The 23,039-nt window shown below is 40.8% G+C and carries 23 protein-coding genes; 11 read left to right on the top strand and 12 right to left on the bottom strand.

Annotated elements, in window-relative coordinates; genetic code table 11:
- Positions 1 to 18: 18 nt before the first annotated feature.
- A complete protein-coding gene (locus tag FTU35_RS02315) occupies positions 19 to 339 on the bottom strand; it encodes a co-chaperone YbbN (protein ID WP_004977299.1) in 321 nt (106 codons plus the stop codon).
- Between the two features lie 152 nt (positions 340 to 491).
- On the opposite strand from FTU35_RS02315, the gene FTU35_RS02320 reads away from it, so the two are divergent.
- The 3 genes from FTU35_RS02320 to FTU35_RS02330 all read left to right on the top strand — a co-directional run bounded on the left by FTU35_RS02320 (position 492) and on the right by FTU35_RS02330 (position 2,788).
- Entirely contained in the window at positions 492 to 1,484 is a 993-nt protein-coding gene (locus FTU35_RS02320; protein WP_178318175.1) for an NAD(P)H-quinone oxidoreductase, read from the top strand.
- A gap of 304 nt (positions 1,485 to 1,788) precedes the next feature.
- A complete protein-coding gene (locus tag FTU35_RS02325) occupies positions 1,789 to 1,968 on the top strand; it encodes a hypothetical protein (protein ID WP_180064465.1) in 180 nt (59 codons plus the stop codon).
- A 313-nt stretch (positions 1,969 to 2,281) separates the two neighbouring features.
- Positions 2,282 to 2,788 (top strand): hypothetical protein, encoded by a 507-nt coding sequence (locus tag FTU35_RS02330; protein ID WP_004977287.1) that lies wholly within the window; start codon positions 2,282 to 2,284, stop codon positions 2,786 to 2,788.
- Between the two features lie 135 nt (positions 2,789 to 2,923).
- On the opposite strand, the gene FTU35_RS02335 is transcribed toward FTU35_RS02330, so the two are convergent.
- Positions 2,924 to 4,252 carry a hemolysin family protein gene (locus FTU35_RS02335; RefSeq protein WP_104852324.1) on the bottom strand — a complete coding sequence of 443 codons (1,329 nt, stop codon included), beginning with the start codon at positions 4,250 to 4,252 and terminating at the stop codon, positions 2,924 to 2,926.
- Positions 4,253 to 4,389: 137 nt separating this feature from the next.
- On the bottom strand, positions 4,390 to 5,379 hold the full coding sequence (locus FTU35_RS02340) for a LysR family transcriptional regulator (protein WP_004977282.1): 990 nt from the start codon (positions 5,377 to 5,379) through the stop codon (positions 4,390 to 4,392).
- A gap of 645 nt (positions 5,380 to 6,024) precedes the next feature.
- Between FTU35_RS02340 and FTU35_RS02345 the strand changes: the two genes are divergently transcribed.
- Positions 6,025 to 7,626, top strand: a complete 1,602-nt coding sequence (locus FTU35_RS02345; protein ID WP_004977281.1) for an isocitrate lyase — start codon at positions 6,025 to 6,027, stop codon at positions 7,624 to 7,626.
- A 127-nt stretch (positions 7,627 to 7,753) separates the two neighbouring features.
- Here the strand turns inward: FTU35_RS02345 and FTU35_RS02350 are convergent, their stop codons facing one another.
- On the bottom strand, positions 7,754 to 8,584 hold the full coding sequence (locus tag FTU35_RS02350) for a copper resistance protein NlpE N-terminal domain-containing protein (RefSeq protein WP_179989709.1): 831 nt from the start codon (positions 8,582 to 8,584) through the stop codon (positions 7,754 to 7,756).
- Between the two features lie 356 nt (positions 8,585 to 8,940).
- Here FTU35_RS02350 and FTU35_RS02355 point away from each other — a divergent pair, with 356 nt between their 5' ends.
- Positions 8,941 to 9,567: a 1-acyl-sn-glycerol-3-phosphate acyltransferase gene (locus FTU35_RS02355; RefSeq protein WP_004970727.1), complete on the top strand. Its 627-nt coding sequence runs from the start codon at positions 8,941 to 8,943 to the stop codon at positions 9,565 to 9,567.
- 47 nt (positions 9,568 to 9,614) lie between these two features.
- Here the strand turns inward: FTU35_RS02355 and ykgO are convergent, their stop codons facing one another.
- From ykgO to mrdA, 3 genes are all read right to left on the bottom strand, one after another.
- Positions 9,615 to 9,737 (bottom strand): type B 50S ribosomal protein L36, encoded by a 123-nt coding sequence (ykgO, locus tag FTU35_RS02360; protein WP_026438469.1) that lies wholly within the window; start codon positions 9,735 to 9,737, stop codon positions 9,615 to 9,617.
- A 105-nt stretch (positions 9,738 to 9,842) separates the two neighbouring features.
- Complete coding sequence (rsmD, locus tag FTU35_RS02365) at positions 9,843 to 10,400, bottom strand: 16S rRNA (guanine(966)-N(2))-methyltransferase RsmD (protein ID WP_004970724.1); 558 nt, start codon at positions 10,398 to 10,400, stop codon at positions 9,843 to 9,845.
- A 3-nt stretch (positions 10,401 to 10,403) separates the two neighbouring features.
- The gene (gene mrdA, locus FTU35_RS02370) at positions 10,404 to 12,494 is read right to left on the bottom strand and encodes a penicillin-binding protein 2 (protein ID WP_096901482.1); all 2,091 of its coding nucleotides are present in this window, start codon (positions 12,492 to 12,494) and stop codon (positions 10,404 to 10,406) included.
- Positions 12,495 to 12,748: 254 nt separating this feature from the next.
- Between mrdA and FTU35_RS02375 the strand changes: the two genes are divergently transcribed.
- From FTU35_RS02375 to FTU35_RS02390, 4 genes are all read left to right on the top strand, one after another.
- Positions 12,749 to 13,267, top strand: coding sequence for a hypothetical protein (locus tag FTU35_RS02375; protein ID WP_004970721.1), 519 nt, complete (start codon positions 12,749 to 12,751; stop codon positions 13,265 to 13,267).
- Between the two features lie 63 nt (positions 13,268 to 13,330).
- Positions 13,331 to 14,647, top strand: coding sequence for a hypothetical protein (locus tag FTU35_RS02380; RefSeq protein WP_004970719.1), 1,317 nt, complete (start codon positions 13,331 to 13,333; stop codon positions 14,645 to 14,647).
- An 81-nt stretch (positions 14,648 to 14,728) separates the two neighbouring features.
- Entirely contained in the window at positions 14,729 to 15,388 is a 660-nt protein-coding gene (gene adk / locus FTU35_RS02385) for an adenylate kinase (RefSeq protein WP_004970717.1), read from the top strand.
- A 128-nt stretch (positions 15,389 to 15,516) separates the two neighbouring features.
- Positions 15,517 to 15,720, top strand: coding sequence for a hypothetical protein (locus FTU35_RS02390; RefSeq protein WP_004970716.1), 204 nt, complete (start codon positions 15,517 to 15,519; stop codon positions 15,718 to 15,720).
- Between the two features lie 328 nt (positions 15,721 to 16,048).
- On the opposite strand, the gene nth is transcribed toward FTU35_RS02390, so the two are convergent.
- Positions 16,049 to 16,828: an endonuclease III gene (gene nth / locus FTU35_RS02395; RefSeq protein WP_373686805.1), complete on the bottom strand. Its 780-nt coding sequence runs from the start codon at positions 16,826 to 16,828 to the stop codon at positions 16,049 to 16,051.
- A gap of 2 nt (positions 16,829 to 16,830) precedes the next feature.
- The gene (locus tag FTU35_RS02400) at positions 16,831 to 17,625 is read right to left on the bottom strand and encodes an RnfABCDGE type electron transport complex subunit B (RefSeq protein ID WP_004970712.1); all 795 of its coding nucleotides are present in this window, start codon (positions 17,623 to 17,625) and stop codon (positions 16,831 to 16,833) included.
- A gap of 356 nt (positions 17,626 to 17,981) precedes the next feature.
- Here FTU35_RS02400 and gdhA point away from each other — a divergent pair, with 356 nt between their 5' ends.
- Positions 17,982 to 19,325 carry an NADP-specific glutamate dehydrogenase gene (gdhA, locus tag FTU35_RS02405; RefSeq protein WP_004970711.1) on the top strand — a complete coding sequence of 448 codons (1,344 nt, stop codon included), beginning with the start codon at positions 17,982 to 17,984 and terminating at the stop codon, positions 19,323 to 19,325.
- 71 nt (positions 19,326 to 19,396) lie between these two features.
- On the opposite strand, the gene FTU35_RS02410 is transcribed toward gdhA, so the two are convergent.
- The 3 genes from FTU35_RS02410 to rlmH form a co-directional block, all read right to left on the bottom strand.
- The gene (locus FTU35_RS02410) at positions 19,397 to 20,179 is read right to left on the bottom strand and encodes an META and DUF4377 domain-containing protein (protein WP_004970709.1); all 783 of its coding nucleotides are present in this window, start codon (positions 20,177 to 20,179) and stop codon (positions 19,397 to 19,399) included.
- A gap of 139 nt (positions 20,180 to 20,318) precedes the next feature.
- A complete protein-coding gene (locus FTU35_RS02415) occupies positions 20,319 to 21,095 on the bottom strand; it encodes a dioxygenase (RefSeq protein WP_096901485.1) in 777 nt (258 codons plus the stop codon).
- A gap of 150 nt (positions 21,096 to 21,245) precedes the next feature.
- A complete protein-coding gene (rlmH, locus tag FTU35_RS02420) occupies positions 21,246 to 21,728 on the bottom strand; it encodes a 23S rRNA (pseudouridine(1915)-N(3))-methyltransferase RlmH (RefSeq protein ID WP_026438445.1) in 483 nt (160 codons plus the stop codon).
- Positions 21,729 to 21,885: 157 nt separating this feature from the next.
- Here rlmH and FTU35_RS02425 point away from each other — a divergent pair, with 157 nt between their 5' ends.
- Positions 21,886 to 22,851: a M28 family peptidase gene (locus FTU35_RS02425; protein ID WP_373686806.1), complete on the top strand. Its 966-nt coding sequence runs from the start codon at positions 21,886 to 21,888 to the stop codon at positions 22,849 to 22,851.
- The last annotated feature ends 188 nt before the right edge of the window (positions 22,852 to 23,039 follow it).

Here is a 23,039-nt window from a genome sequence, read left to right on the forward strand (position 1 = left end):
GACGCTACTCTACATGGCTTAAAGATAGCTCTGAATTTTTTGTTGAAGTTGTACGACAGAAACATTGCCCGACAGTCGTTCAACAATTTGCCCATCTTTAAAAATCAGAGTGGTCGGTAAACCAAAGACTTGATAACGCAAAGTTAAAATTGGAGATTGATCGACATTCACTTTGCCAAACTTTACCGAAGCATCAAAAAGTTGGGCAAGCTGCTCAAAAAATGGTGCATTTTGAACACAAGGCGTACACCACGTCGCATAAAAACGAATCACCGCAACGCCTGTTTCATATTCAAACTCACGGTAATTATTTTCGTTGTATTCCACAATTTCTGACATCACATACTCTTTAATCATAAATAAAAATTTAATCACGCATGAAACACCACGGCATGAGAATTATACCTAAGTTAATCTGGGTTTTAATGCTTTGCTGTTTTATGTTCAAATAGTCAGAATTCATATCAGCATCAAACAATCAGGGATTTGCCATGACACAAAACACAATGCAGCAGATTATTATTACAGAACCAGGTGGCCCAGAAAAATTAGCCTATGAAACGGTTGCAATACCTGAGCCACAAGCCAATGAGGTTTTGGTCAAAGTACATGCTTTTGGTTTGAATCGTCCTGATATTTTACAGCGTCAGGGTCTGTATCCTATGCCTAAAGGCGTGACGCCAGTGCCAGGTTTAGAAGTAGCAGGTGAAGTAGTTGCTGTGGGTGCAGATGTTAGCCAATTTAAAGTTGGTGATGCAGTGTGTGGCTTAACCAATGGTGGTGGTTATGCAGAATATTGTGTTGTACCAGAAAGCCAGACTTTGACAATTCCAACAGGTGTCAGTTTTGTACAAGCCGCTGCGATACCTGAAACGTTTTTTACTGTGTGGGCCAATGTATTCCAAATGGGCAAAGCCAAAGCAGGTGAAACGGCACTAATTCATGGCGGAACCAGTGGTATTGGTACAACTGCTTTAATGTTGTGCAAAGCCTTAGGTTTAAAAACCTTTGCAACTGTAGGTTCAGATGAAAAAGTACAGGCAATTTCACACCTCACCACAGCAATTAATTACAAGACACAAGATTTTGAACAAGTGATTAACGAAGTGACAGACAATGCTGGGGTTGATGTCATTTTAGATATTGTTGGTGCGCCGTATTTGGAACGTAATTTAAATTTATTACGTCGTGATGGTCGCTTGGTGTATATCGCATTCTTAGGTGGTGCAAAAGCCAAAGAAGTAAAACTTGGTCAAATTATGATGAAGCGTCTTACCATTACGGGTTCGACCATGCGCGCCCGCAATACTGCAGAAAAAGCTGAAATTACCAAAGGTTTGCAAGAGATAGTTTGGCCATTGTTAGCCAAAGGTGAATGTCTGCCTATGATTTATAAAACCTTTCAGTTTGATCAAATTCAACAAGCACATGCCGAAATGGATACAGGTGAGCATGTGGGCAAAGTAGTGGTGGAAGTGATTTAAAGACTCAAAATTTAAAATCAGCCCGCATAAAAAACTGACCGAGTGTCAGTTTTTTTATGCATATTTTTATAGAAGATTTTAACAAAGATTTTTTGAATCTTTTTTAGCAATTATTTTAATCATAATTACATAAATATTCCTTTAAACTACAATTTAACACAATAAAATTTTTCCAAATAGTCAAATATTAAGGAGGTGTAGGACACACCCTGTCAATAATAGAGCTTATCTTTATATTCATTGAATTCATTCTCAAGATAACAAAACGGTTCATGTAAAATAATTTGATAGAGAGAGCAGGCTTATGAAAATTTTATCTGCATATACGCCAAAACACAGTCTACGTGCATTAAAACGGTTACACAAAAATATTGTTCGTCAGCAAATCAATGTTTGGAACTTAAATAAAATGTATCATGCGATGCTACATTTAGAACGCTATATTGACCGCCTCGATCATGATAAACGCGAAAACTTGTATTAAGTGTAAAGAGCAACCTGTTAATTATTTTTTACTAAAAAGTACAAGTGAGTTGAAAAGTTAAACCTGTTATTTATTGGATTATTCATTTGAAATAACGGGTTTTAAATAGACGGTAAAATTCAGGAGAAAAACTAAGGGAACAATAAGAAATTTAAAATAAACAAGGATGATCAAAGCTGAAAGATCAATTTTAAACTGCTGCACTGTAATAGGTGCAGCACTGCCTTGTGTGAACAATTGCTTCGGAATGTGTCGAGCTTTTAGCTAAATTGTGCGAAAATAGCGTTTTGCTATTTTTGTCCAAGGGCAGTACATGATTGACCAATCTCCTGAATCATTAAGTGATATCGAAATACTCGACATTTTGCAGTCTATGAAAAGTGATGAGCTAGACACAGAGGCAAAAGAAATTATCCGTAATGGTGGGAAAGCAGGTCGTCAGGAAGCGCATAAAGCAGCGTTGGTGGCACTTAATCAGTCATTCGAAAGCAAATTTGTAGAAGCAGTAAGTTTGGCTTTGCAGTTAAACGAAGCGCAAATGAAAAAAATCCGTTATAAAAAAGACCGTGTACGTATTTTAAAAGCACGTGGCATTGATTATTTAGCCATTGATGGCACAGAAACTGCACAAGTATTGGCTCAGGTTGCACAAGCGATTGTGCGTGAAGATGCTGTGGTGACGCATGATTTGCACAACATTTTTCCTTTCTGGAAAGAGGGCTGGCCGATGGTGCAATTCGACAATGTCTATAAAATTCTAGCTGAAGATATTGCGATTCACTATCAAGCGGTATTGGATGAATTGATCAGCAAATATTAAATAGATATTCAGCTGAATTTCAGATGTATCTGTTCAGGTTTGAAAAAAGCACCACTTCATTTTGATGTGGTGCTTTTTTATGAATGCTAGAAAATCTGGATGCAGATCAAGCCCACACGAATACAGTGAATTTCACTATCCATCTGCTTCAGTGTTGTTTTGTATTTCCTGTGTTTCTACAATTCGTGTTACTAAAAGTTGGTCAATTTTAAAATGATCGACATCGACCACTTCAAATTTATAACCATCAAAAAGTACAGAATCGGCAGGGCGAGGGATTTTACGCAGCTTATACATCATAAAACCTGCAATGGTTTCATAATTTTCATCATCTGGCATTTCATCAATTTGCAGCGCGTGTTTAATGTCTTCAATTGGCGTGCTGCCATCAATCAGCCAAGAATTGTTATCACGTTTAATAATTTGCTGGTCTTCTTCAATAGGTGTTACCCAATCGCCCATCACAGTAATCATAATATCAGACAGGGTAATCACGCCCACAACCAAAGCATATTCATTAATCACCACGGCAAATTTTTCTTTGGTCGAGCGGAAACGATCTAAGACTTCAGACAGCGTGAGTGTATCTGGAATGGTCAATACATTGCGGATGGTGCTTTCATTCAGTTGCAGTAAAGATTGATTATTGAGGATTCTGACCAGAATATCTTTGGCATCGACATAGCCAATAACATCATCAATATTTTCGCTACAGACCAAAAATTTGGAATAAGGATATTCTGCAAGTTTTTGACGAATACTGGCTTCAGATTCCTTTAGGGTAAAAAACACCACATTTTCACGTGTAGTCATACTCGAAGGCACGTTACGTTCTTCAAGTTCAAACACGTTTTCAATAAAGTGATGTTCCTGCTTTTGTAAAACACCTGCTTGAGCGCCTGCATCCATGACTGCAGAAATATCATCAAATGTAATATTGTCTTCGCGCGTGGTATTTACTTTAAATAAACGGAACAGCACGTTGGCAATCGCATTAATCATCCATGCCAAAGGCTTGCATATCCGAATAAAAATTTGAATCGGATTAATCACCGATACCGCAATTTTTTCAGGGGCGATCATTGCCAAACGCTTAGGCATTAGGTCGGCAAATAAAATAAACAGCGAAGTCACTAAGGTAAATGACAAGGCAAAACTAAGCGTTTCAGCCCATGGTCCTTGATAGAAGCGCACAACTAAGTTGTAAAAATAAGGACGGAATGCGCCTTCACCTAAAATACCACCTAAAATGGCAACTGCGTTTAAGCCAATTTGTGAGGCAGCAAAAAAATCAGCTGAGTTTTCTTGTAGGTCTAAAACTTTTTGGGCACGTTCATCGCCTGATTCGGCTAGAATTTTCAGTTTAACTTTACGTGCACCAGCCAACGCAATTTCAGTCAGCGATAAAAAACCAGCTCCGACAATGAGGATGAGGATAATAACAATATTCTGGAAGAGGCTCACGAATCCACCTGTGGATTATATTATTTTAAATATAACAATTTGAATCTTTATTAAATCATGATTAAACAATGAGGAATATCGAAATATTCCTCATCTGAGTATAAGCGTTTGTGCCAATAAGTTCAGTGAATTTTTAATTAATAGGCTGAAAATTGAGAGTTATTCAGTAAAAACTCACGGTTTTCTTCTTCAATCATTTGGCGCGCTACATATAAAATCAATTGGCGTAACCAACGGTGTGCAGGGTGATGATGTAACAACGGACACCATGCCATCTTTAATTCAAATTCTGGAATATAAAATGGTGGGTCTTTAATCAGTAAACTTTGGCTTTTGGCTTGTAAGCGCGCAATACGTGTAGGTAAGGTTGCGACTAAATCTACATTAGACGCGAGTAGTGCAGGCATTTGATAATGACGGGTAAACACCGAAATTTTACGTTTTTGTCCAATACGCTCTAAAGCTTGATCAATCCAACCCAGTCCCGCTTGTTTCTCTGGATTCACACCAAAACCAACGCCCATACCTGTTTTAGAAACCCAAATATGTTGTGCATCTAAGTAGCTTTTTAAATTCAGGTTATTGGCAGCAGGGTGTTTGTGATTGAGCAGGCAAGAAAAACTATCACGCCAAACTAAAACCTGATGGAAACTTTGTGGAATTTCATTAAAACGGTTAATCGCCAAATCGACTTTACCTTGTTCCATGTCGCGATAAGACACATCACTCGGGGTTAAAAAGTCTAATACCACATTAGGTGCTTCAGAGCGTAAAGCTTTAACCAAGCGTGGGACTAATGTGGCTTCTGCGTAATCGGAGGTCATAATCCGAAATACACGATTTGAAGTATAAGGGCGGAACTCAGTACGCGGCTCCAAAATCATAGAAAGGTCAGATAAGGCATCGCGGATACGCGGTTGTAATTCTAAGGCACGTTCAGTTGGCGTCATGCCTTCAGAAGAACGAATCAGCAGGGGATCATTAAATAAATTGCGCAAACGACGTAAAATGTTACTCATCGCAGGTTGGGTAACGCCCAATTGTTCTGCAGCACGGGTTACATTTTTTTCACGAAGTAAGACGTCAAGATAAATTAATAGATTAAGATCAACCCGCTCCAGATTCATAAAATAAATACCGAAAATAAAATCACTAAATTATTGGAATTATGCCATAAGCCGTAAGGCTTGTGTATAAATTATGATGAAAAAATCGACGAGATAAATAGCAAAAAATCTGAATAAAAACAGCCAGCCCCATCATTATTTCCTAAAGAAATGTAAGCTGCCTAGCACTGCATCTATACTTTTTAATATTAAATGCAAAAACACTTAAAAGCATTGGCAGAACTGATAGCAGATTCTATTTTGTATGAAACTTATGCACTTACATTGCGCTGAAAAGCAGCAAAATTTTGCTAAAAAATGGCAGAAATCGCCAATGCAAGCATTTTTTATGAAATGCAAGACTTAAGTCTAATGCAGAAAATATCGGCACAGAGATGAATTTGTAAGCAAAGATATTTGATTAATTTTCTAAATAAGGTTTTTAAAATCAATAGGTTGTGTTTTTATTGTTTTTTTGAATTAAGACTTTGATCTATACATTTTTTTAAAAAATACCGAGAATTACACGAGAATATTGGATTAATTCATTCAGTCACTCTACTCTGTATTCATCGTAACGAAGTGCTCTAAATCTGAGCAATCAAGCATAAGCGCGATTTAGCCTTCGATTGATAAATCCTAAATAATATTACAGGGTACAATATCATGACTACATACCAAACAGCGATTGATGCAATCCGCGAATTAAAAGCAAAATTCGGCAACACTTGGGCAGACATCAGTCCTGAAGATGCTGCGCGTATGCAAATGCAAAACCGTTTCAAAACTGGTTTAGATATTGCTAAATATACAGCTGCGATTATGCGTCGTGATATGGCTGCTTATGATGCTGATTCAAGCAAATACACTCAATCTTTAGGTTGCTGGCACGGTTTTGTTGCGCAACAAAAAATGATTGCGAACAAAAAATACTTCGGTACTACTGAACGCCGTTATATCTACCTTTCTGGTTGGATGGTTGCTGCACTTCGTTCAGAATTCGGTCCACTTCCTGACCAATCTATGCACGAAAAAACTTCTGTTCCTGCATTGATCGAAGAAATCTACACATTCTTACGTCAAGCTGACGCAAAAGAATTAAACGATTTGTTCCGCGCACTTAAAAAAGCACAAGACGCTGGTGATACTGCTAAAGCTGCTGAAATCACTGCTCAAATCGACAACTTTGAAACTCACGTTGTGCCAATCATTGCGGACATCGACGCTGGTTTCGGTAACGAAGAAGCAACTTACTTATTAGCTAAGAAAATGATCGAAGCGGGTGCATGTGCACTTCAAATCGAAAACCAAGTTTCTGACGCGAAACAATGTGGTCACCAAGCTGGTAAAGTAACTGTTCCACACGAAGACTTCATCGCTAAAATCCACGCGTTACGTTATGCGTTCTTAGAAATGGGTCTTGACGACGGTATCATCGTTGCACGTACTGACTCTGAAGGCGCTGACTTAACTCAAAAAATCCCAGTAGTTAAAGAGCCAGGCGACATCGCTTCTCAATACATCAGCTACTTAGACACTCAAGAAATTGACATCTCTGAAGCGAAAGAAGACGAAATCCTAATCAAGCGTGATGGTAAATTACACCGTCCTAAGCGTTTAGCTTCTGGCTTGTACCAGTTCCGTGAAGGCACTCAAATTGACCGCGTTGTACTTGACTGTGTAACTAGCTTACAAAACGGTGCTGACCTTCTTTGGATCGAAACTGCGACTCCAAACGTAGAAGAAATCGCTCACATGGTTAACCGTGTACGTGAAGTTGTGCCAAATGCGAAACTTGTTTACAACAACTCTCCATCATTCAACTGGACACTGAACTTCCGTCAACAAGCGTACGACCGTTGGGTTGCTGAAGGTAAAGACGTATCTGCATACGACCGCGCTAAATTAATGAGCGCTGAGTACGACGATTCTGAATTGGCTGCTGAAGCTGACGAAAAAGTACGTACATTCCAAGCAGACGCTTCTCGTGAAGCAGGCGTGTTCCACCACTTGATCACTCTGCCTACTTACCACACAGCTGCTCTTTCTACTCACGAGCTTGCTCAAGGTTACTTCGGTTCTGAAGGTATGTTGGCTTATGTTGCTGGCGTACAACGTAAAGAAATCCGCGGTGGTATCGCTTGTGTGAAACACCAAGCAATGGCTGGTTCTGACATCGGTGACGATCACAAAGAAATTTTCTCTGGTGACAACGCGCTTAAAGCAGCGGACGAAGCTAAAAACACAATGAACCAATTCAACGCGTAATCGCTTGATGGTTTAAAAGAAAACCCTGCTGATGCAGGGTTTTTTTATGGCTATTTAAAATAGTCAAAGAACTTTGAAACATCCTTAAATTGATGTTCCTTCATTTATGAAATGCAGCAGCTGTAACCTATTTAATTTTGATCACATCTGCCTCTACAGAAGCAGGGTAATGGAAAGACACCTTAATCCATTGTTTTTGTTGTGCAGGAATTGGTTCTAAAAAATGCGGATCGACTACGGCTGCATATTCTTGATATTGCTGATCGACCAAAACCAAGTCATTGGCATGTAATTGTAATGCTTGATCAGATTGATTGTGAATTGCCAGAAAATAATCGTGTGCCATCACAGGGTCGTTTAATTCTTTGACCTCAACATTTTGTACGTGTTCAGCCTGAATATCGACATGCTTCAGGGCATTACTGACTTGCATATTTTCTACAGGATGTAAGAAAACCTGAGTTTCATTTTTCTGCTGATTTTGTGTCTTTTTCTGATTGTATAAACTGAATTTAAGACCGTGCGCTGTGAGTTGAATACGTGCATAGGCTTGCCCATTTTCTATATTGAGCAACCATTCATTTGCCGTGTTTTGCGATGGGTGTTGGTTCTGTTTGTCTTGCTGATTGTTGCCCTGAGCAGCTTGAATCGTTCCCGCCACTTGGTTTTCGCGCTGGCGCTGTTTCGAGCGTTTAATGTCGCTGAGTTGAAAGGTTTGATCATCATTCAGGCGTAAATGAATCACATGCTGTTCACAGTTGTCACAAGGCAATAAGGCTCTAAAGTTACCTGTAGCTTGTCCTGTCCATGAAGTTGCTGAATTTTGAACTTCAGTTTTGGGCGTAATTTGTGGCTCAGAAGGCAAAGCGGATTGATATTCCCTGCTTGGATCAGTTGATCCGCAAGCTACTAAAAATAAGCTAAGTGTACTGAGTGCAATCGGATAACGATTCAGCATAAATGTTCTAAACTTCAAACTTGTCTTGCTGCCACCTTAAACTTTCACCTTGTATCTGAAAAGCCAATTTGCCTTATTTTTAATGAAGATTTGTAGCAAATCATAACAAGCCCGATGTTTTAAAGTTTTAAGTTTCACTTCAAGGATTACATCGGATTAGACCGTAAAAAACTCAGCAAACTGTGCGTAAATTTATATATTTACCATTTTAAACTTGCTTGAATCTAGCAATGAATGAGCGCAAAAACAGTATGATTTTGCATGGAATGACAAAAATAAGATGAGTGCAGGAAATTTTTATACATTTATAAAGTATTTGTTTATTTATTCGTCGTTTTAGACTTTTGTATTTGTCGATGCTTGCTAAAATTCGCACACTTTATTTGGGGTATGCGGTTGTGTTTGAAAAGTTAGCTGAGCGAAGCTTAAATTTAATGGGTTGGGAAATCGACAATCATTGTCCGTTGGAGTTAGACCAATATGTGATGATTGCAGCACCGCATACCAGTAATTGGGATGCGTTATATGCACGTTTAGGGCTTAAAGCTTTGGGCGTTAATGTTCGCCTGACCATTAAAGACAGCTATATGAAATTGCCGTTTGGGCCATTTGTTCGTGCAATGGGTGGTATTGGTATTGACCGTCGTCCGAAAGCACGAGGCGAAGCAAGACCAAGTATGGTTCAGCTCATGACGGACTTATTTAAAACCCATCCTAAATTGGTGATGTTAGTGACGCCTGAAGCCACACGTGCGCGTCAAGAACAATGGAAAACAGGTTTTTATCATGTTGCGCTAAATGCAGGTGTGCCAATTGCTTTGGCGTATATGGATTACGCAAAAAAGAAAACGGGTGTGGGAAAAATTGTGCATCCAACCGGTGATTTTGAAAAAGATATGGCTGAAATCATGGCATTTTATGCGCAGGTTCAAGCAAAATTTCCTGAAAGTTTTAGTGTCGATACACGTTACTATTCAGAATAAGCACACTATTTCAGTGTAATAATCTATCAAAACTAAAAGACAGGGGATTATCCCTGTCTTGCTTTAAAACGTGGATTGGATTTGCAAATCACAAATAATTTGCCACGACGTTTCACAATTTGACAATCGGCACGCGATTTTGCACTTTTTAAAGATGAACGAACTTTCATGAAGATAAACACTACAATATGTAATGTTATAATATTACATTAATAGATGACTCTTGAAAAGTGTCGATAGTCATAAAATTACCGCGTATCTTTTAAGGAGAAAATTTAAACAACAATCTTTTGGTATAAGCCCGCACGTACAGTTCCCGCTTTGCTCTCTTTAACTTTTTGCCAAGTCTGCGGTAATTTTAACAGGTTTAAATCACGATCTGCTTCAACATAAATCAGACCTTGTGCCGCAATGAGTGGATCAGCCAACCCTGCCAATTCTTCCCATAAATCTAAACTATAAGGCGGGTCTAAAAATACCAAATCAAACTGATCTTTTAGTGTCGCCAAAGCATGTTGTGCGGTAGAAACTTTTAATTGTGCTTTGCTTTTATTGACGCGTAATAATTCTAAATTTTGCTGTAAAAACTGTGCTTGTGTACGGTTTGGCTCAATCATGACCACGTGTGCCGCACCGCGAGACAGGGCTTCAAAAGCTAAAGCGCCCGAACCTGAACAGAGGTCTAACACTTTGGCGTTTTGCACATCCCACATTAACCAGTTGAATAAGGTTTCGCGCACTCGGTCGGGCGTAGGGCGTAATCCCTCAATTGAAGCAAAAGCCAACTGACGACGTTTCCATTCTCCACCAATAATGCGTAGTTGATTTTTCATGGCTTAGTCGCTCTCAATTGGGTTAGTGGGTACAACTGCTGTTGGCGCAGTTGCAGGTGGATTGGTTGGAGCTGAACTCGGAGTAGTTTGCGAAGGATTTGGGTTGAGCGCAGGGTGATTGGTTGCTGTATTCGGATTATTCACGTTATTCGTATTTGGTGCAGTAGATGAAGGGACTTCACCACTTGGCAATTCACTTGGTTTTAAACCTGCAGTCATTAAGCCACCACTCACTTGTGCGGCAGATGGACGAATTGGCTTTTTATTTTTATTCAGTAACCAATAGTCTAAAATTGGACGCGCCAAAGCCGTTGCTGCAGAACCACCGCGACCATTTTCTAGAATGATGGCAATTGCGATTTCAGGGTTTTCGGCAGGAGCGAAGCCAACAAATAAACCGTGGTCAAGCTGACGGTCGGTCAATAAGGCTTCGTTATAGCGTTTACCTTGCGCAATACTTTTAACCTGTGCTGTACCTGTTTTACCTGCAACTGAATATTGCAAGCCGCCTTTAATCCCTTTACCTGTACCTGATTGAATCACATCAACCATGGCATCACGCATTTTAATCCAGTCTTCTTCTGTGCCGTTAAAGTCAATTTTTCCGTTGGTACCATTGTGAACTTTAAATGGTTTCGCGCCACGACTTTCACGTAACACGTGCGGTGTGACTTTAAATCCTTTGTTGGCGGTGATGGCGGTGGCCATTGCTAATTGCAATGGTGTCGAGGTAAATGCACCCTGACCAATACTGACGGAAATTGTTTCACCTTTCATCCATTTGGCTTTGCGCGTACGCATTTTCCAGTCCGGGTTTGGGTAGAGTCCTGTGCTTTCACTTGGTAAATCGACCCCAGTTTTTTCACTAAAGCCAAATTGACGCATCCAGTCGTTCATTTTTTCAATGCCCATGCGATACGACAATACATAGAAGTAGGTATCACACGACACGACTTGAGCTTTGTGCATATCGACAATGCCATGCCCAGTTTTTTTATGGTCACGGAAACGGTGGCTGTCGCCTGGTAAAGTGAAATAACCATAATCCTGAATGGCGGTTTTCCAGTCGACATAGCCATAATGAATACCGCCTAAACCAAACATCGGCTTAATGGTAGAACCCGGTGGATAAACACCTTGTACTGCACGGTTATAGAGTGGTTGATCTAAATTATCGCGTAAGGCAGAGTAGTCGGTATGGCTAATACCTGTGACAAATAAGTTAGGGTTAAAACTCGGACTGGAGACTAAAGCTAAAATTTCACCTGTACGTGGGTCAAGTGCCACAATTGCACCACGGCGTTCTGCCAGTTGTTCAGAGGCGACCACTTGCAAGCCATAATCCAATGACAAAAACAAATCATTGCCACGTACAGGGTCTTTACGTCCTAAATTGCGCAGCACATTACCATGTGCATCGGCTTCTACAGATTCGTTGCCGGGTACGCCATGTAGCAAGTGCTCATACGATTTCTCCACCCCAATTTTGCCAATCAAGTTGGTGCCTGCATAAGCATCTTTGTCAATTTCTTTCAGTTCTTTGTCGTTAATGCGCCCGACATAACCAATCACGTGCGCAAATAAGTCACCATGCGGATAGTAACGTGTCATCTGGGTTTCAATATTGACCCCAGGGAACTGAAATTTAACTTCACTAAAACGGGCAATATCCGATTCATTTAAATTCAGCTTGATCGATACACGTTCAGTTTTACGTGAAGTTTTAATCCGACTTTTAAAGCGATCGATATCTTCTTCTGTCAGTTGTAAAACAGGTGTCAGTCGCGCAATGGTATCGTCAATATCTTCAACATCTGCACGGCTTAAAGTGGCTGAGAACACAGGGTAGTTATCTGCCAATAACACACCATTGCGGTCATAAATATAACCACGTGCAGGTGCGAGTGGTTGTAGCCGAATTCGGTTTTTATCTGATGCAGTCGCAAATTCATCGTAGCCGCTAATTTGTAAAAAGGCATAACGAGCCACCAACAGCAGCAAGAAAAAAACCACAACACCCACCGAAAAAAAGATGCGATTGCGAAAAATACGCTTCTCTTGCTGAGCATTTTTTAACGGATAGTGTTGTTTCATACAAAAATTGGCTTAACAAAAATGAGGGAGAACGAATTTGGACTATTCTAACGCATCTATTGGCAATTTTGAGTAACCATGTTTGACTGAATTGCCCGATTTAACCTAGAAGATGGGCGCAATCTTAATTTTTGACTTTAGCGACATCAAAATTGTAATTTGCTGTATATAAGAATCCTGACAATTCTGCTAGAGTCAAAACACGAAAACAGGACTGTTTTTAAAATTAAAACAAATGGACACTGGTGACAATAATGACAAAAGTCTATTCTTTCGTGGCATTACTTGCCTTTTCAAGTTTTAGCTTTGCTGGGAACACTACTTTTTTACCTGAAGCAAAAATTAGCGCAGATAGCGCAAAAACCTGGAATGTAGGGGCGGGTATTACCCAAAAATTACTGCATTTGAATGGTGAATGGGTCAATCCTTATGGCATTGCCTATCTAAAAGCGGGGGCTTTTTTAAATGGTGACCATGAAGTCGGTGGGCAAACAGGTTTTCGTTACCCATACCACCTCACAGGTAAAGACAAAAATGGTTATTATATTGGCGCTTACGCAGGACACCTAGAATCTAAATGGGTGGATGGTGAAGAAAAAGCGCGTTTAGGTGCAGGCATTGATCTGGCTTATGTATTACTGAGCCCTGAACGCATCAGTAGCTTTAGTGTTGGCATTGGCGCAGGTGAAAAATTGGAAGATCGACAAGGGCGAGTGATTGCGGAAACTGAGCCTAGACTACAATTTTCCTATACGCTCAGTATGGGTTTGTAGTCAGAATAGTGACTTTTAACTACTTTAGAATCTTGTAATTAGAACTAAATATGGAAAAAATGCATGCTTGAGTACGTCAATCAGTTGTGGCAAACCTTTTTGAATCGTCCAGATTTTTGGGCCGTGCTCAGTATTATTCCTGTGACTGCTTTTGTGACTTGGGCGCACGTGTGGATGGCACTAAAAATGGTGTTCTATCCAATTAGCTTTTGGGGCTTTCACCTTGGGCCTATTCCTGTGGGATGGCAGGGGATTGTACCGCGTAAAGCAGGGCGTATTTCAGGCATCATTACCGATAACACATTGTCAAAATTAGGTTCATTGCGTGAGTTTCTCAATGCTATGGACCCTGAAGATATGGCGCGTATTATTGGTGAGCAAGTGGGTTTTGAACTTGAGCACTTAATTGATGAGGTCATGTTAGACCGCAATGCTGTGCTTTGGGAAAACCTACCGTATTCGATTAAACGCCGTATTTACGCACAGGCGCATAAACAATTGCCAGGTGTGCTGCGTGAATTGGTGACTGAACTGACCTTGAATGTTGAATCCTTGGTGGATATGCGTGAAATGGTGGTCAGCCAAATGGAAGGTGATCGCCGCTTAATGGTGCGTATGTTCCTAAAAGTCGGTCAAAAAGAAATTAACTTTATTTGGCATATCAGTGCATTGATTGGGATGTTCTTTGGTATTTTCCAAATGATTGTTTGGTTTCTTGTACCATGGCACTGGACGGTTCCATTTTGGGCGGCAATTTGGGGCTTCTTGACCAACTGGATTGCGATTTGGATGGTATTTAACCCAGTCGAACCACATTACGTGAAATATCCGCAGTTCTTTAAATTGACTGAAAATCGTCAATTTCCATGGATTAAGCCAGTGATTCCACGCATTGGGACTTATAATATTCAGGGTGCGTTCATGAAACGCCAAGAAGAAGTCTCGGATGTGTTTGCAACGGTAGTCACAGAAGATCTGATTACGTTAAAATCGATTATGACTGAAATGATGTATGGCAGTAAAAAAGACAAAACCCGCCGTATTGTCAAACGCCACATCAACGAAATTATGGAAACACCATTGGTTCGTACCTCTTTACAGTTGTCTTTGGGGCCAAAAGAGTATGCCAAACTCAAGACTGACTTGATTGATCGTTCGATTGAAATTACGATGGTGCCTGTATGCGACCCTGCCTTTAATGCGAGCCGTGCACAGAAAATTTATCAAATGTTCAGAGATCGTATTCGTGAACTGACGCCAAAAGAATTCCAGAATCTCTTGCGTCCTGCCTTTCAGGAAGATGAGTGGATTTTAATTGTCTTGGGTGGTGTAACTGGTTTTATTGCTGGTTTAATACATTTGTTTGTCGCTTTCTTATAAGAGGATGCTGGCTGCGTAAAGGGCGATGGCTCTGATATGCAACGAGTGTCAAATACATTGTTAAAATGAGGATGTTTTTTTATGCGCATTATCTTACTCGGACCACCTGGAGCAGGTAAAGGTACACAAGCTCAGTTGATCTGTAAGCGCTACAATATCCCACAAATTTCAACCGGTGATATGCTCCGTGCTGCAATTCGTGAAGGTACTGAATTAGGTCTACAAGCCAAAAGCGTCATGGACGGTGGCGGTTTGGTATCTGATGAACTGATCATTGGCTTAGTGAAAGAGCGTATTGCGCAGCCAGATTGCGTGAATGGTTGTATTTTTGATGGTTTCCCTCGCACTATTCCACAAGCTGAAGCCTTGGAAAGCGAAGGCATCAATATCGACCACGTGATTGAAATTGATGTTGCAGACGAAGAAATCGTACAACGTTTGTCTGGTCGTCGTCAGCACCCTGCATCTGGTCGTATTTATCACCTTGTTTACAATCCACCAAAAGTGGAAGGTAAAGATGACGAAACTGGCGAAGATTTGGTTCAACGTCCAGATGACCAAGAAGAAACCATTCGTAAGCGTTTAAAAGCGTATCACTCAGAAACTGAGCAATTGGTTGGCTTCTATCAAGGTCGTGCTGCTTCTGGTGAAAATGCACCAAGCTATAACAAATTGAATGGTCTTCGTCCAATTGAAGAAGTTCAAGCAGATTTGTTTGCTATTTTAGACCAAGCAAAATAAGTCTAGGTCTTAGACCAAGTCTGTTTAAAAGAAAATAAAATCGTTTAAACAGGCTGCTTGTTTTGACTTTAAAAGAGTCCTGATTCATATTAGGGCTCTTTTTATTTGTTTCAGTTTGGGAGAGTGCTTTGCAACATGCTGCTGTGATCATCATGTTATTGGCAAGTATTGCCGTTTTAGGCTTTCTTGTTTTTGTGAGCTATAAGTTGTTGCGCAATACACAAGCTCAGAATTCGGCTGAAAAAAAATCAGGCAAGCACTATCAATTGCATCCGAAACTTAAACAACAGCAAGAGCAACAACGTCAGTCTGAAGATTCTCAGGATAAATAAACCATCACACATCTGCAAAAGATTGCAATTTTAAATTTGGGCAGTTTTTATAAAACCTTATGAAAAAGAATAAAATTCTATTAATAATTCTTGTGGTTGGTATTATTACTTTAGGTATTGTAATTTTTATAAAATCTCAAGCAGTTACAGAGACAAAAAGATTAGGTAACGGTGAAAATACCAACCATGAAGAAACAAGTTCATCTCTGTACAATCTTGTGCATAGATTGCACAGTTATCCACACGATTTTGGATGATCCACATTGCTTTGATGATCTAGCTTGTCTTCAATAAGTTTAGATCACTTTGCAAAACTCTACCGAAGCACTTACTTAGATACGGGCTCGTGATGAATTTCATGCAGCGTGATATGCCGATGCGCGCCAAATTCAAAGCGATCAGGCCAGTTACACACATCTGACACCACACATTCACCACATTTAGGCTTACGCGCAATACAACAATAACGGCCATGTAAAATTAGCCAGTGATGTGAGTCAATTAAAAACTCTTTAGGAATGACTTTAATTAAACGGTGTTCGACTTCTAAAACATTTTTACCCACAGCTAAACCTGTACGGTTACCTAAGCGGAAAATATGCGTATCGACCGCCATGGTTGGCTGTCCAAACGCGGTATTTAAGACCACATTGGCAGTTTTACGTCCCACGCCAGGCAAGGCTTCTAAATCTGCACGATTATCAGGCACGATGCTGCCGTGTTTTTCGATGAGAATTTTGCAGGTTTTAATGACATTTTCTGCTTTGGAATTATACAGCCCGATGGTTTTAATATATTCTTTTAAACCTTCCACACCTAAGGCATAAATCGCTTCGGGCGTATTGGCAACAGGAAACAGTTTGTCGGTGGCTTTATTGACGCTGACATCGGTCGCTTGTGCAGATAAGGTCACCGCAATCAGCAATTCAAATGGATTGGAAAAATTCAGTTCAGTGGTCGGATTTGGGCGTTGTTCACGTAAGCGCTCAAAAAAAGTCTGAATTTGCTTTTTGGTCATATTTTTAGACGGCTTTTCTTTGAGCGTGGTGCTTTTGGCAGTCGTTGTTTTAACCGCTTTATTGGTCAGACGTGTATTTCTTTCGGGCATGTTTATGCTCCTAATTCACGTAACTGTTGTTGTAAATTGGTTAGTAATAGCCGTTTTTTCTCATCGTCACGCACACTGAGTTGTTTTTCGAGTTTTTTAATTTGTGTGCGTAATTTTGCCAGTTCGATGGTGGTTTGTGCATCGGCAGTGGAAATCTGTTCATTTTTTTGCACAGGCAATTCAATCACAGGCACAGCAGCATCGGCTTGTGCAGAAAATTGAGCAAACAGTTCGGTATCAATTTCTGCACGTACCACAGGGCCTTTACGGTGCAGACGACGTTGTTCTTCACGTTGTATGTGGGCGTAGTAGCGTTGGCGTAAATCATTCTGTTCTGCCACTCGTGCGCTATCAGAAAGCAGGGGTTGTGTATCTTCTACCAAGTCAATGCAATCGACAGGGCAAGGTGGGATACACAATTCACAGCCAGTACATAAATCAGTCAAAATGCTGTGCATGAGTTTGCCTGAGCCTAAAATGGCATCGACAGGGCAGGCATTAATACATTTGGTACAACCAATGCACTCATCTTCACGAATTAGCGCTTTCATACGCTGTGGGCGTCCATCTGCCTGCACAGGCCAAACACTGGCTTCTGCGGTCAATACAGGGCGTTGCAGTAAGTTTGCTAGTGCATCTGCAACAGGTTGTCCACCGGGTACGCATTTATTGGCCGCTTCGCCTTCTGCAATCGCTTTGGCGTAGGGTAAACAGCCATCACGGTGACCACATAAGCCACATTGAGTTTGAGGGAGTAGCGCATCAATATTTTGAATCAGAGCAATTTGCGAATTCATGGACAAACCAATGCCACTTTAACAGCAGCAGAAAAACGGAAGATAAGGCTAGGGGAAAATTCTAGGTCGATGATTTTAGCACGATTTTTGCTTTTAGGCTTGTGCGCAAATTAAGAACAACAATTGCTAGCTTTTTGGGCAAAAATGCTCAAAACTATGAATTAATTTGTTACATTAACTTATGGGCTTAACACGCTAAAAAATAAGTTAAATTTATGAAAATACAAATGTTTTAAAGTTTTTTGAAAAAAACTATTGTAGATTGTTAACAAAAGATATTTAATATTTTGCGCCAAAATATATCATTGATTGAAATTTTGACCAATTTTGATCCATTTTCTGCTGAGGATTAAGCGTTGAAATACAACAGCCTTAACGAATTCCTAGATTACGTTAAAACACGTGATGCACATCAACCAGAGTTTCTACAAGCTGTAGAAGAAGTAATGACCAGTCTTTGGCCATTCATTGAAAAGAACCCTCAATATGCAGCACATGGTTTGCTTGAGCGTTTGGTTGAGCCTGAGCGTGCAATTCAGTTCCGCGTTTCTTGGGTAGATGACCAAGGTCAAACCCACGTAAACCGTGCATTCCGTGTACAGTACAACTCAGCAATTGGTCCATTTAAAGGTGGTATGCGTTTCCACCCATCAGTGAACCTTTCTATTTTAAAATTCTTAGGTTTTGAACAAACCTTTAAAAATGCTTTGACTACATTGCCAATGGGCGGTGGTAAAGGTGGTTCAGACTTTGACCCTAAAGGTAAGTCTGAAGGCGAAATTATGCGTTTCTGCCAAGCCTTAATGATCGAGTTATATCGTCATTTAGGTTCTAACACGGATATTCCTGCGGGTGATATTGGTGTAGGCGGTCGTGAAGTGGGTTACATGGCGGGTATGATGAAGAAGCTCAGCAATGACACTTCATGTGTATTCACAGGTAAAGGCTTGTCTTTCGGTGGTTCTTTGGCGCGTCCAGAAGCTACAGGTTACGGTACTGTGTATTTCGCTGAGGAAATGCTCAAGACTCGTGGCGATTGCTTTAAAGATAAAGTCGTTGCGATTTCTGGTTCAGGCAACGTTGCACAATTTGCTGCAGACAAAGCAATGTACTTGGGTGCGAAAGTAGTTTCACTTTCTGACTCGAATGGTACTGTGTACGTGAAAGAAGGTTTCACGCCAGAATTACTTGCTGAAGTGATGGAACTTAAAAACGTAAAACGTGGTCGTATTTCTGAATTTGCGTCTAAGCACGGTTTTGAATACCTTGAAGGTCAACGTCCTTGGGGTATTAAATGTGATATCGCGCTTCCATGTGCGACTCAAAACGAACTTGATGCGAATGATGCAGCAGCGCTTCTTGCAAACGGCGTAATCTGTGTTGCTGAAGGTGCGAACATGCCTTCTACACTTGAAGCGGTTGAGAAATTCGTTGAAGCGAAAATTCTTTATGCGCCAGGTAAAGCATCTAACGCCGGTGGTGTAGCAACTTCTGGTCTGGAAATGTCTCAAAACGCATTGCGTTTAGGCTGGACTTTCGAAGAAGTTGATGAGCGCTTACACGCAATCATGAAAGAAATTCACCGCAACTGCGTAAAATTCGGTACGAAAGAAGACGGTACCGTGAACTATGTAGACGGCGCAAACATCGCTGGCTTCGTAAAAGTTGCTGATGCAATGCTTTCTCAAGGCGTATTCTAAGTCTGACTGAGTTTAAGCTTGAAAAAAAACCGAGGTGAATGCCTCGGTTTTTTTATATTGCGATTTTATCGTTATAGAGTGCCTTTGACTGCTTCACGCTCTACGGTCATGTCGAATACATAGGCATATTTAGACTGGTCAGCTGCCGGATTTTTAATTTCATAACGTTTTACCCGAATAATCTGACGCTCATTCGATGAATGCTGAAAACCTTCGATCTGATCGTAAAATAAAGTCCAGTCTTTATCGACCTGAGTCTTTAAGCCTTTTTCATCATATTTGATTTCTTTCACCTGTAAGCAGGTTTGCTGAGCTACACCCGTACAGGCTTTAGTCTGTGACGAAACTTCCAGGAAAATGGTTTCTGCCTGACCTTGGTATTTGGTTTCCGGTGTCATTTTTCCGGTAAAGACATATTTTTGACCATCAGCTGCAGTTATACTCAGTTTTGGCTGATTGGCATCATTTAGATCCAGACTAAACGGAATATTACGCTTTTGCAGAAGCTGGCTGATAAAACGTTCCTGTTCCATTAATGGTGCATCACATGCCATCATGGTGCCCATCATGTCACCCGTACTCAGGGTATTATCTTTAACAGTCCAGCTCGTGCCAAGGCCATTACAGCCAGAAGCTACACTTAGTCTGCCTCGTTGATCAAAGCTCAGAACAATCGGGCGTTGCAGCCCACGATCAAGTTCCCAGGTATAAGCGGGCAAAATTTGTGTAGGCGTTTTTAATGTGGTGGATAGAGTAGAAATAGCCGGATCTCCTGAAGTGGCAGGAAGATGTGAAGATTGACATGCAGTTAAAGCCAAAGGGAGCAGGGCAAGCGCAAAAATACTGAATTTCATTGGTTTATATTCTATGTGCTAAAGTTTCAACGTGATTATAATCAAGAGATTAACAAAAAATATGGATACAAATCGTAGCTTTTGCTAACAAAATGTATCCAAATTAAAAAGTCAGATTTTAAATAAGCGGAGCTATCGGTTAGTCAAAACGATAAATATCCATACCGAGTGAACCCATGCTAAAGCTGCTATGTACAATGTTAAATCGATCTCCCGTACCCATTGCAAAAAAAAGCGGTGCAAAGTGTTCTAGGGTTGGGTGATTACGTGCTACATGTGGCAATTGTTGCCAATCTAGTACTGCATCATAATTGCGATGACTTAAATGCTGCACCACACGATTACGGAAACTAGATGCCCATTCAGGCACAGCCGCATTGGGTGTATTCCATGATAATTCACGTAAGTTATGGGTGATACTGCCTGAGCCAATCAGTAAAATTTGCTGTTCACGTAATGGCGCTAAACTTTGCCCAATGTGATAAATCTGTTCGGCGCTCATATTCATGGGCAAAGAAATGGTAATCACTGGAATATTGGCATCGGGATACATGTGTAGTAATGGCATCCATACGCCATGATCATGCGGGCGTGTGCTGTTGGCATGGGCAGCAAAGCCCGCATCAGCCAAACGCTGCAAAATATCTTCTGCCAGTTCAGGTAAGCCAGGTGCAGGGTAGCGCAGGGCGTACAAGGCTTCAGGAAAACCACGGAAGTCATGCCATGTTTCAGGGCGAATACCTGTGTTGACCTCCAGTGCATTACTTTCCCAATGCGCCGACATCACCACAATGGCTTGCGGTGTTGGCAAATTTTCACTTAAACGGCTGAGTGCAGGCCCGACCTGTTCAGGATTGAGTGCCAACATGGGCGAACCATGTGAGATAAATAAACCGGGTAATGTCTGTAAGTTCATGCCTAGATCCCTAAAGCCTGCTGTTCTACAGCATCGCAAAAAAGTGTGTATAGCGAAATGTACTTTTGTTCAACGCTATGTTGCAGCTTTGCAACGTCGTTTGAGTTGAAGATATTTTGATAACTCAACGTACAAATTGAATAAGTTGATTTAACCTGCACGATGATAAGGATGGTTGTGGTTGATGCTCATAGCACGGTATAGCTGCTCAATCAGCATCACGCGAACTAAAGGGTGTGGCAAAGTTAGTTTGGATAATGACCAATGCCATGCTGCTGCTTTACGTACTGCTTCAGAGTGACCATCTGGTCCACCAATCGCAAGCACGACATCATTGCCTTCTAGCATCCAGCCTTTCATGGTTTCTGCAAGTTTTTCGGTGCTGAACTCTTTGCCGCCCACTTCCAAGGCAATTAACAGCTCATTGTTTTTCATGGCATTTAAAATGCTATCACCTTCAATTTGGCGATATTTTAGAATATCGGCCTCAGAATCATTTTTGCCACGTTTCGCCATTGGCAGTTCGACAATTTGAGTCTGCACAAAAGGCTGAATCCGTTTGAAATAATCTTCAAAACCAGTCAGCACCCAAGCAGGCATTTTTTGTCCAATGGTCAGAATGCGAATTTTCATAGGCGAGTTCATGTAGCGATCAATCAGAATCTCGCATTATAACCATGATTCAACACAAGCGCTGTGTAACGACACAATTTGCAATTGAATTTGCCAACAGGCTGTTGCTTTAATACTCAGCAATCTTATTGGTCTTTTTTGTCTTGGAATTATCAGCATGCGCGCGTTTCAAAGTCAGCAGTTATATTCATGGATATTGGGCGCGGGTATGGGATTGATGACCACTGCTACATTTGCTGTGCCTGAGGCTCAATGGGCAGAACCAAACAATTTGCAAGTCTATATGCAGCAAGTGATTGGGCAGCAGGGTTTGGGTAATTCCGAACAGTATCGTCATTATAAAAATGTGATTGAACTGAATCGGGTTTCGGCATGGATTCGGGAACAAATGCGAGTATTTGGAATTCCGTGTCAATTTCAAAATTATGTGGTCAATCAGCAAAGCTACCGCAATGTGGTGTGCAAATTGAATATCGGTGCTGCGCAAAAAACGATTTTTGGTGCGCATTACGATGTTTATGGGCAGCAGCAGGGGGCAAATGACAACGCTTCTGGCGTTGCAGGTGTAATCGAAACAGCACGAATTTTGGCGCAGGAAAAGAATAAACTTAGTCAAAATGTTGAATTTGTTTTTTATACCTTGGCAGAGCCACCATTTTTTAAAACCGAGTCGATGGGCAGTTTTATACATGCCAAATCTGTGCAGGCTGAAAAGGAAAAAATCCGTGCGGTGTATGTGCTGGATATGATTGGTTATTACGATAAAAATTTGGTGCAAAATTACCCAATCGGTTTAAAGTGGATTTACCCAAGTCATGGCAATTTTATTGCGGCATTGAGCAATATGCAGTCACGTGAAATGAGTGCAAGCTATTGCAATGCGATGCAGCGTTTGAATCAATTGCAATGTGAGCGTGTGGTCGCACCGACTTTCGTCAAGGGCATGGATTTTTCAGATCATTTAAATTATTGGAAATATGATATTCCTGCCATTTTAATTACCGATACAGGCAGTTATCGCAGCACACTTCGCCATACCACAGGTGATACTTTAAAAACAGTAAATTTTGAAAAAATGGCACATGTCGTGAATGGCTTGGTTGCACAGATTTTATCACCTTGATGATTGATCGCAGCGCATAAAAAACGCAGCCCTGAATTGAAATAGGACTGCGGTTAAAAGGTCATCCACCTGGAGATATGGATGACCAGACCATGAAGCACACTTCAATCAAAAGCGTCTGATCAATTTATCGGTCTAAATAGACCAAACAAGAAACATACAGCGCGATGTATCTTAAATTTATATAT

Origin of the sequence: Acinetobacter sp. YH12095 (assembly GCF_013419245.1) — a bacterium.
Lineage (GTDB): Bacteria > Pseudomonadota > Gammaproteobacteria > Pseudomonadales > Moraxellaceae > Acinetobacter > Acinetobacter towneri.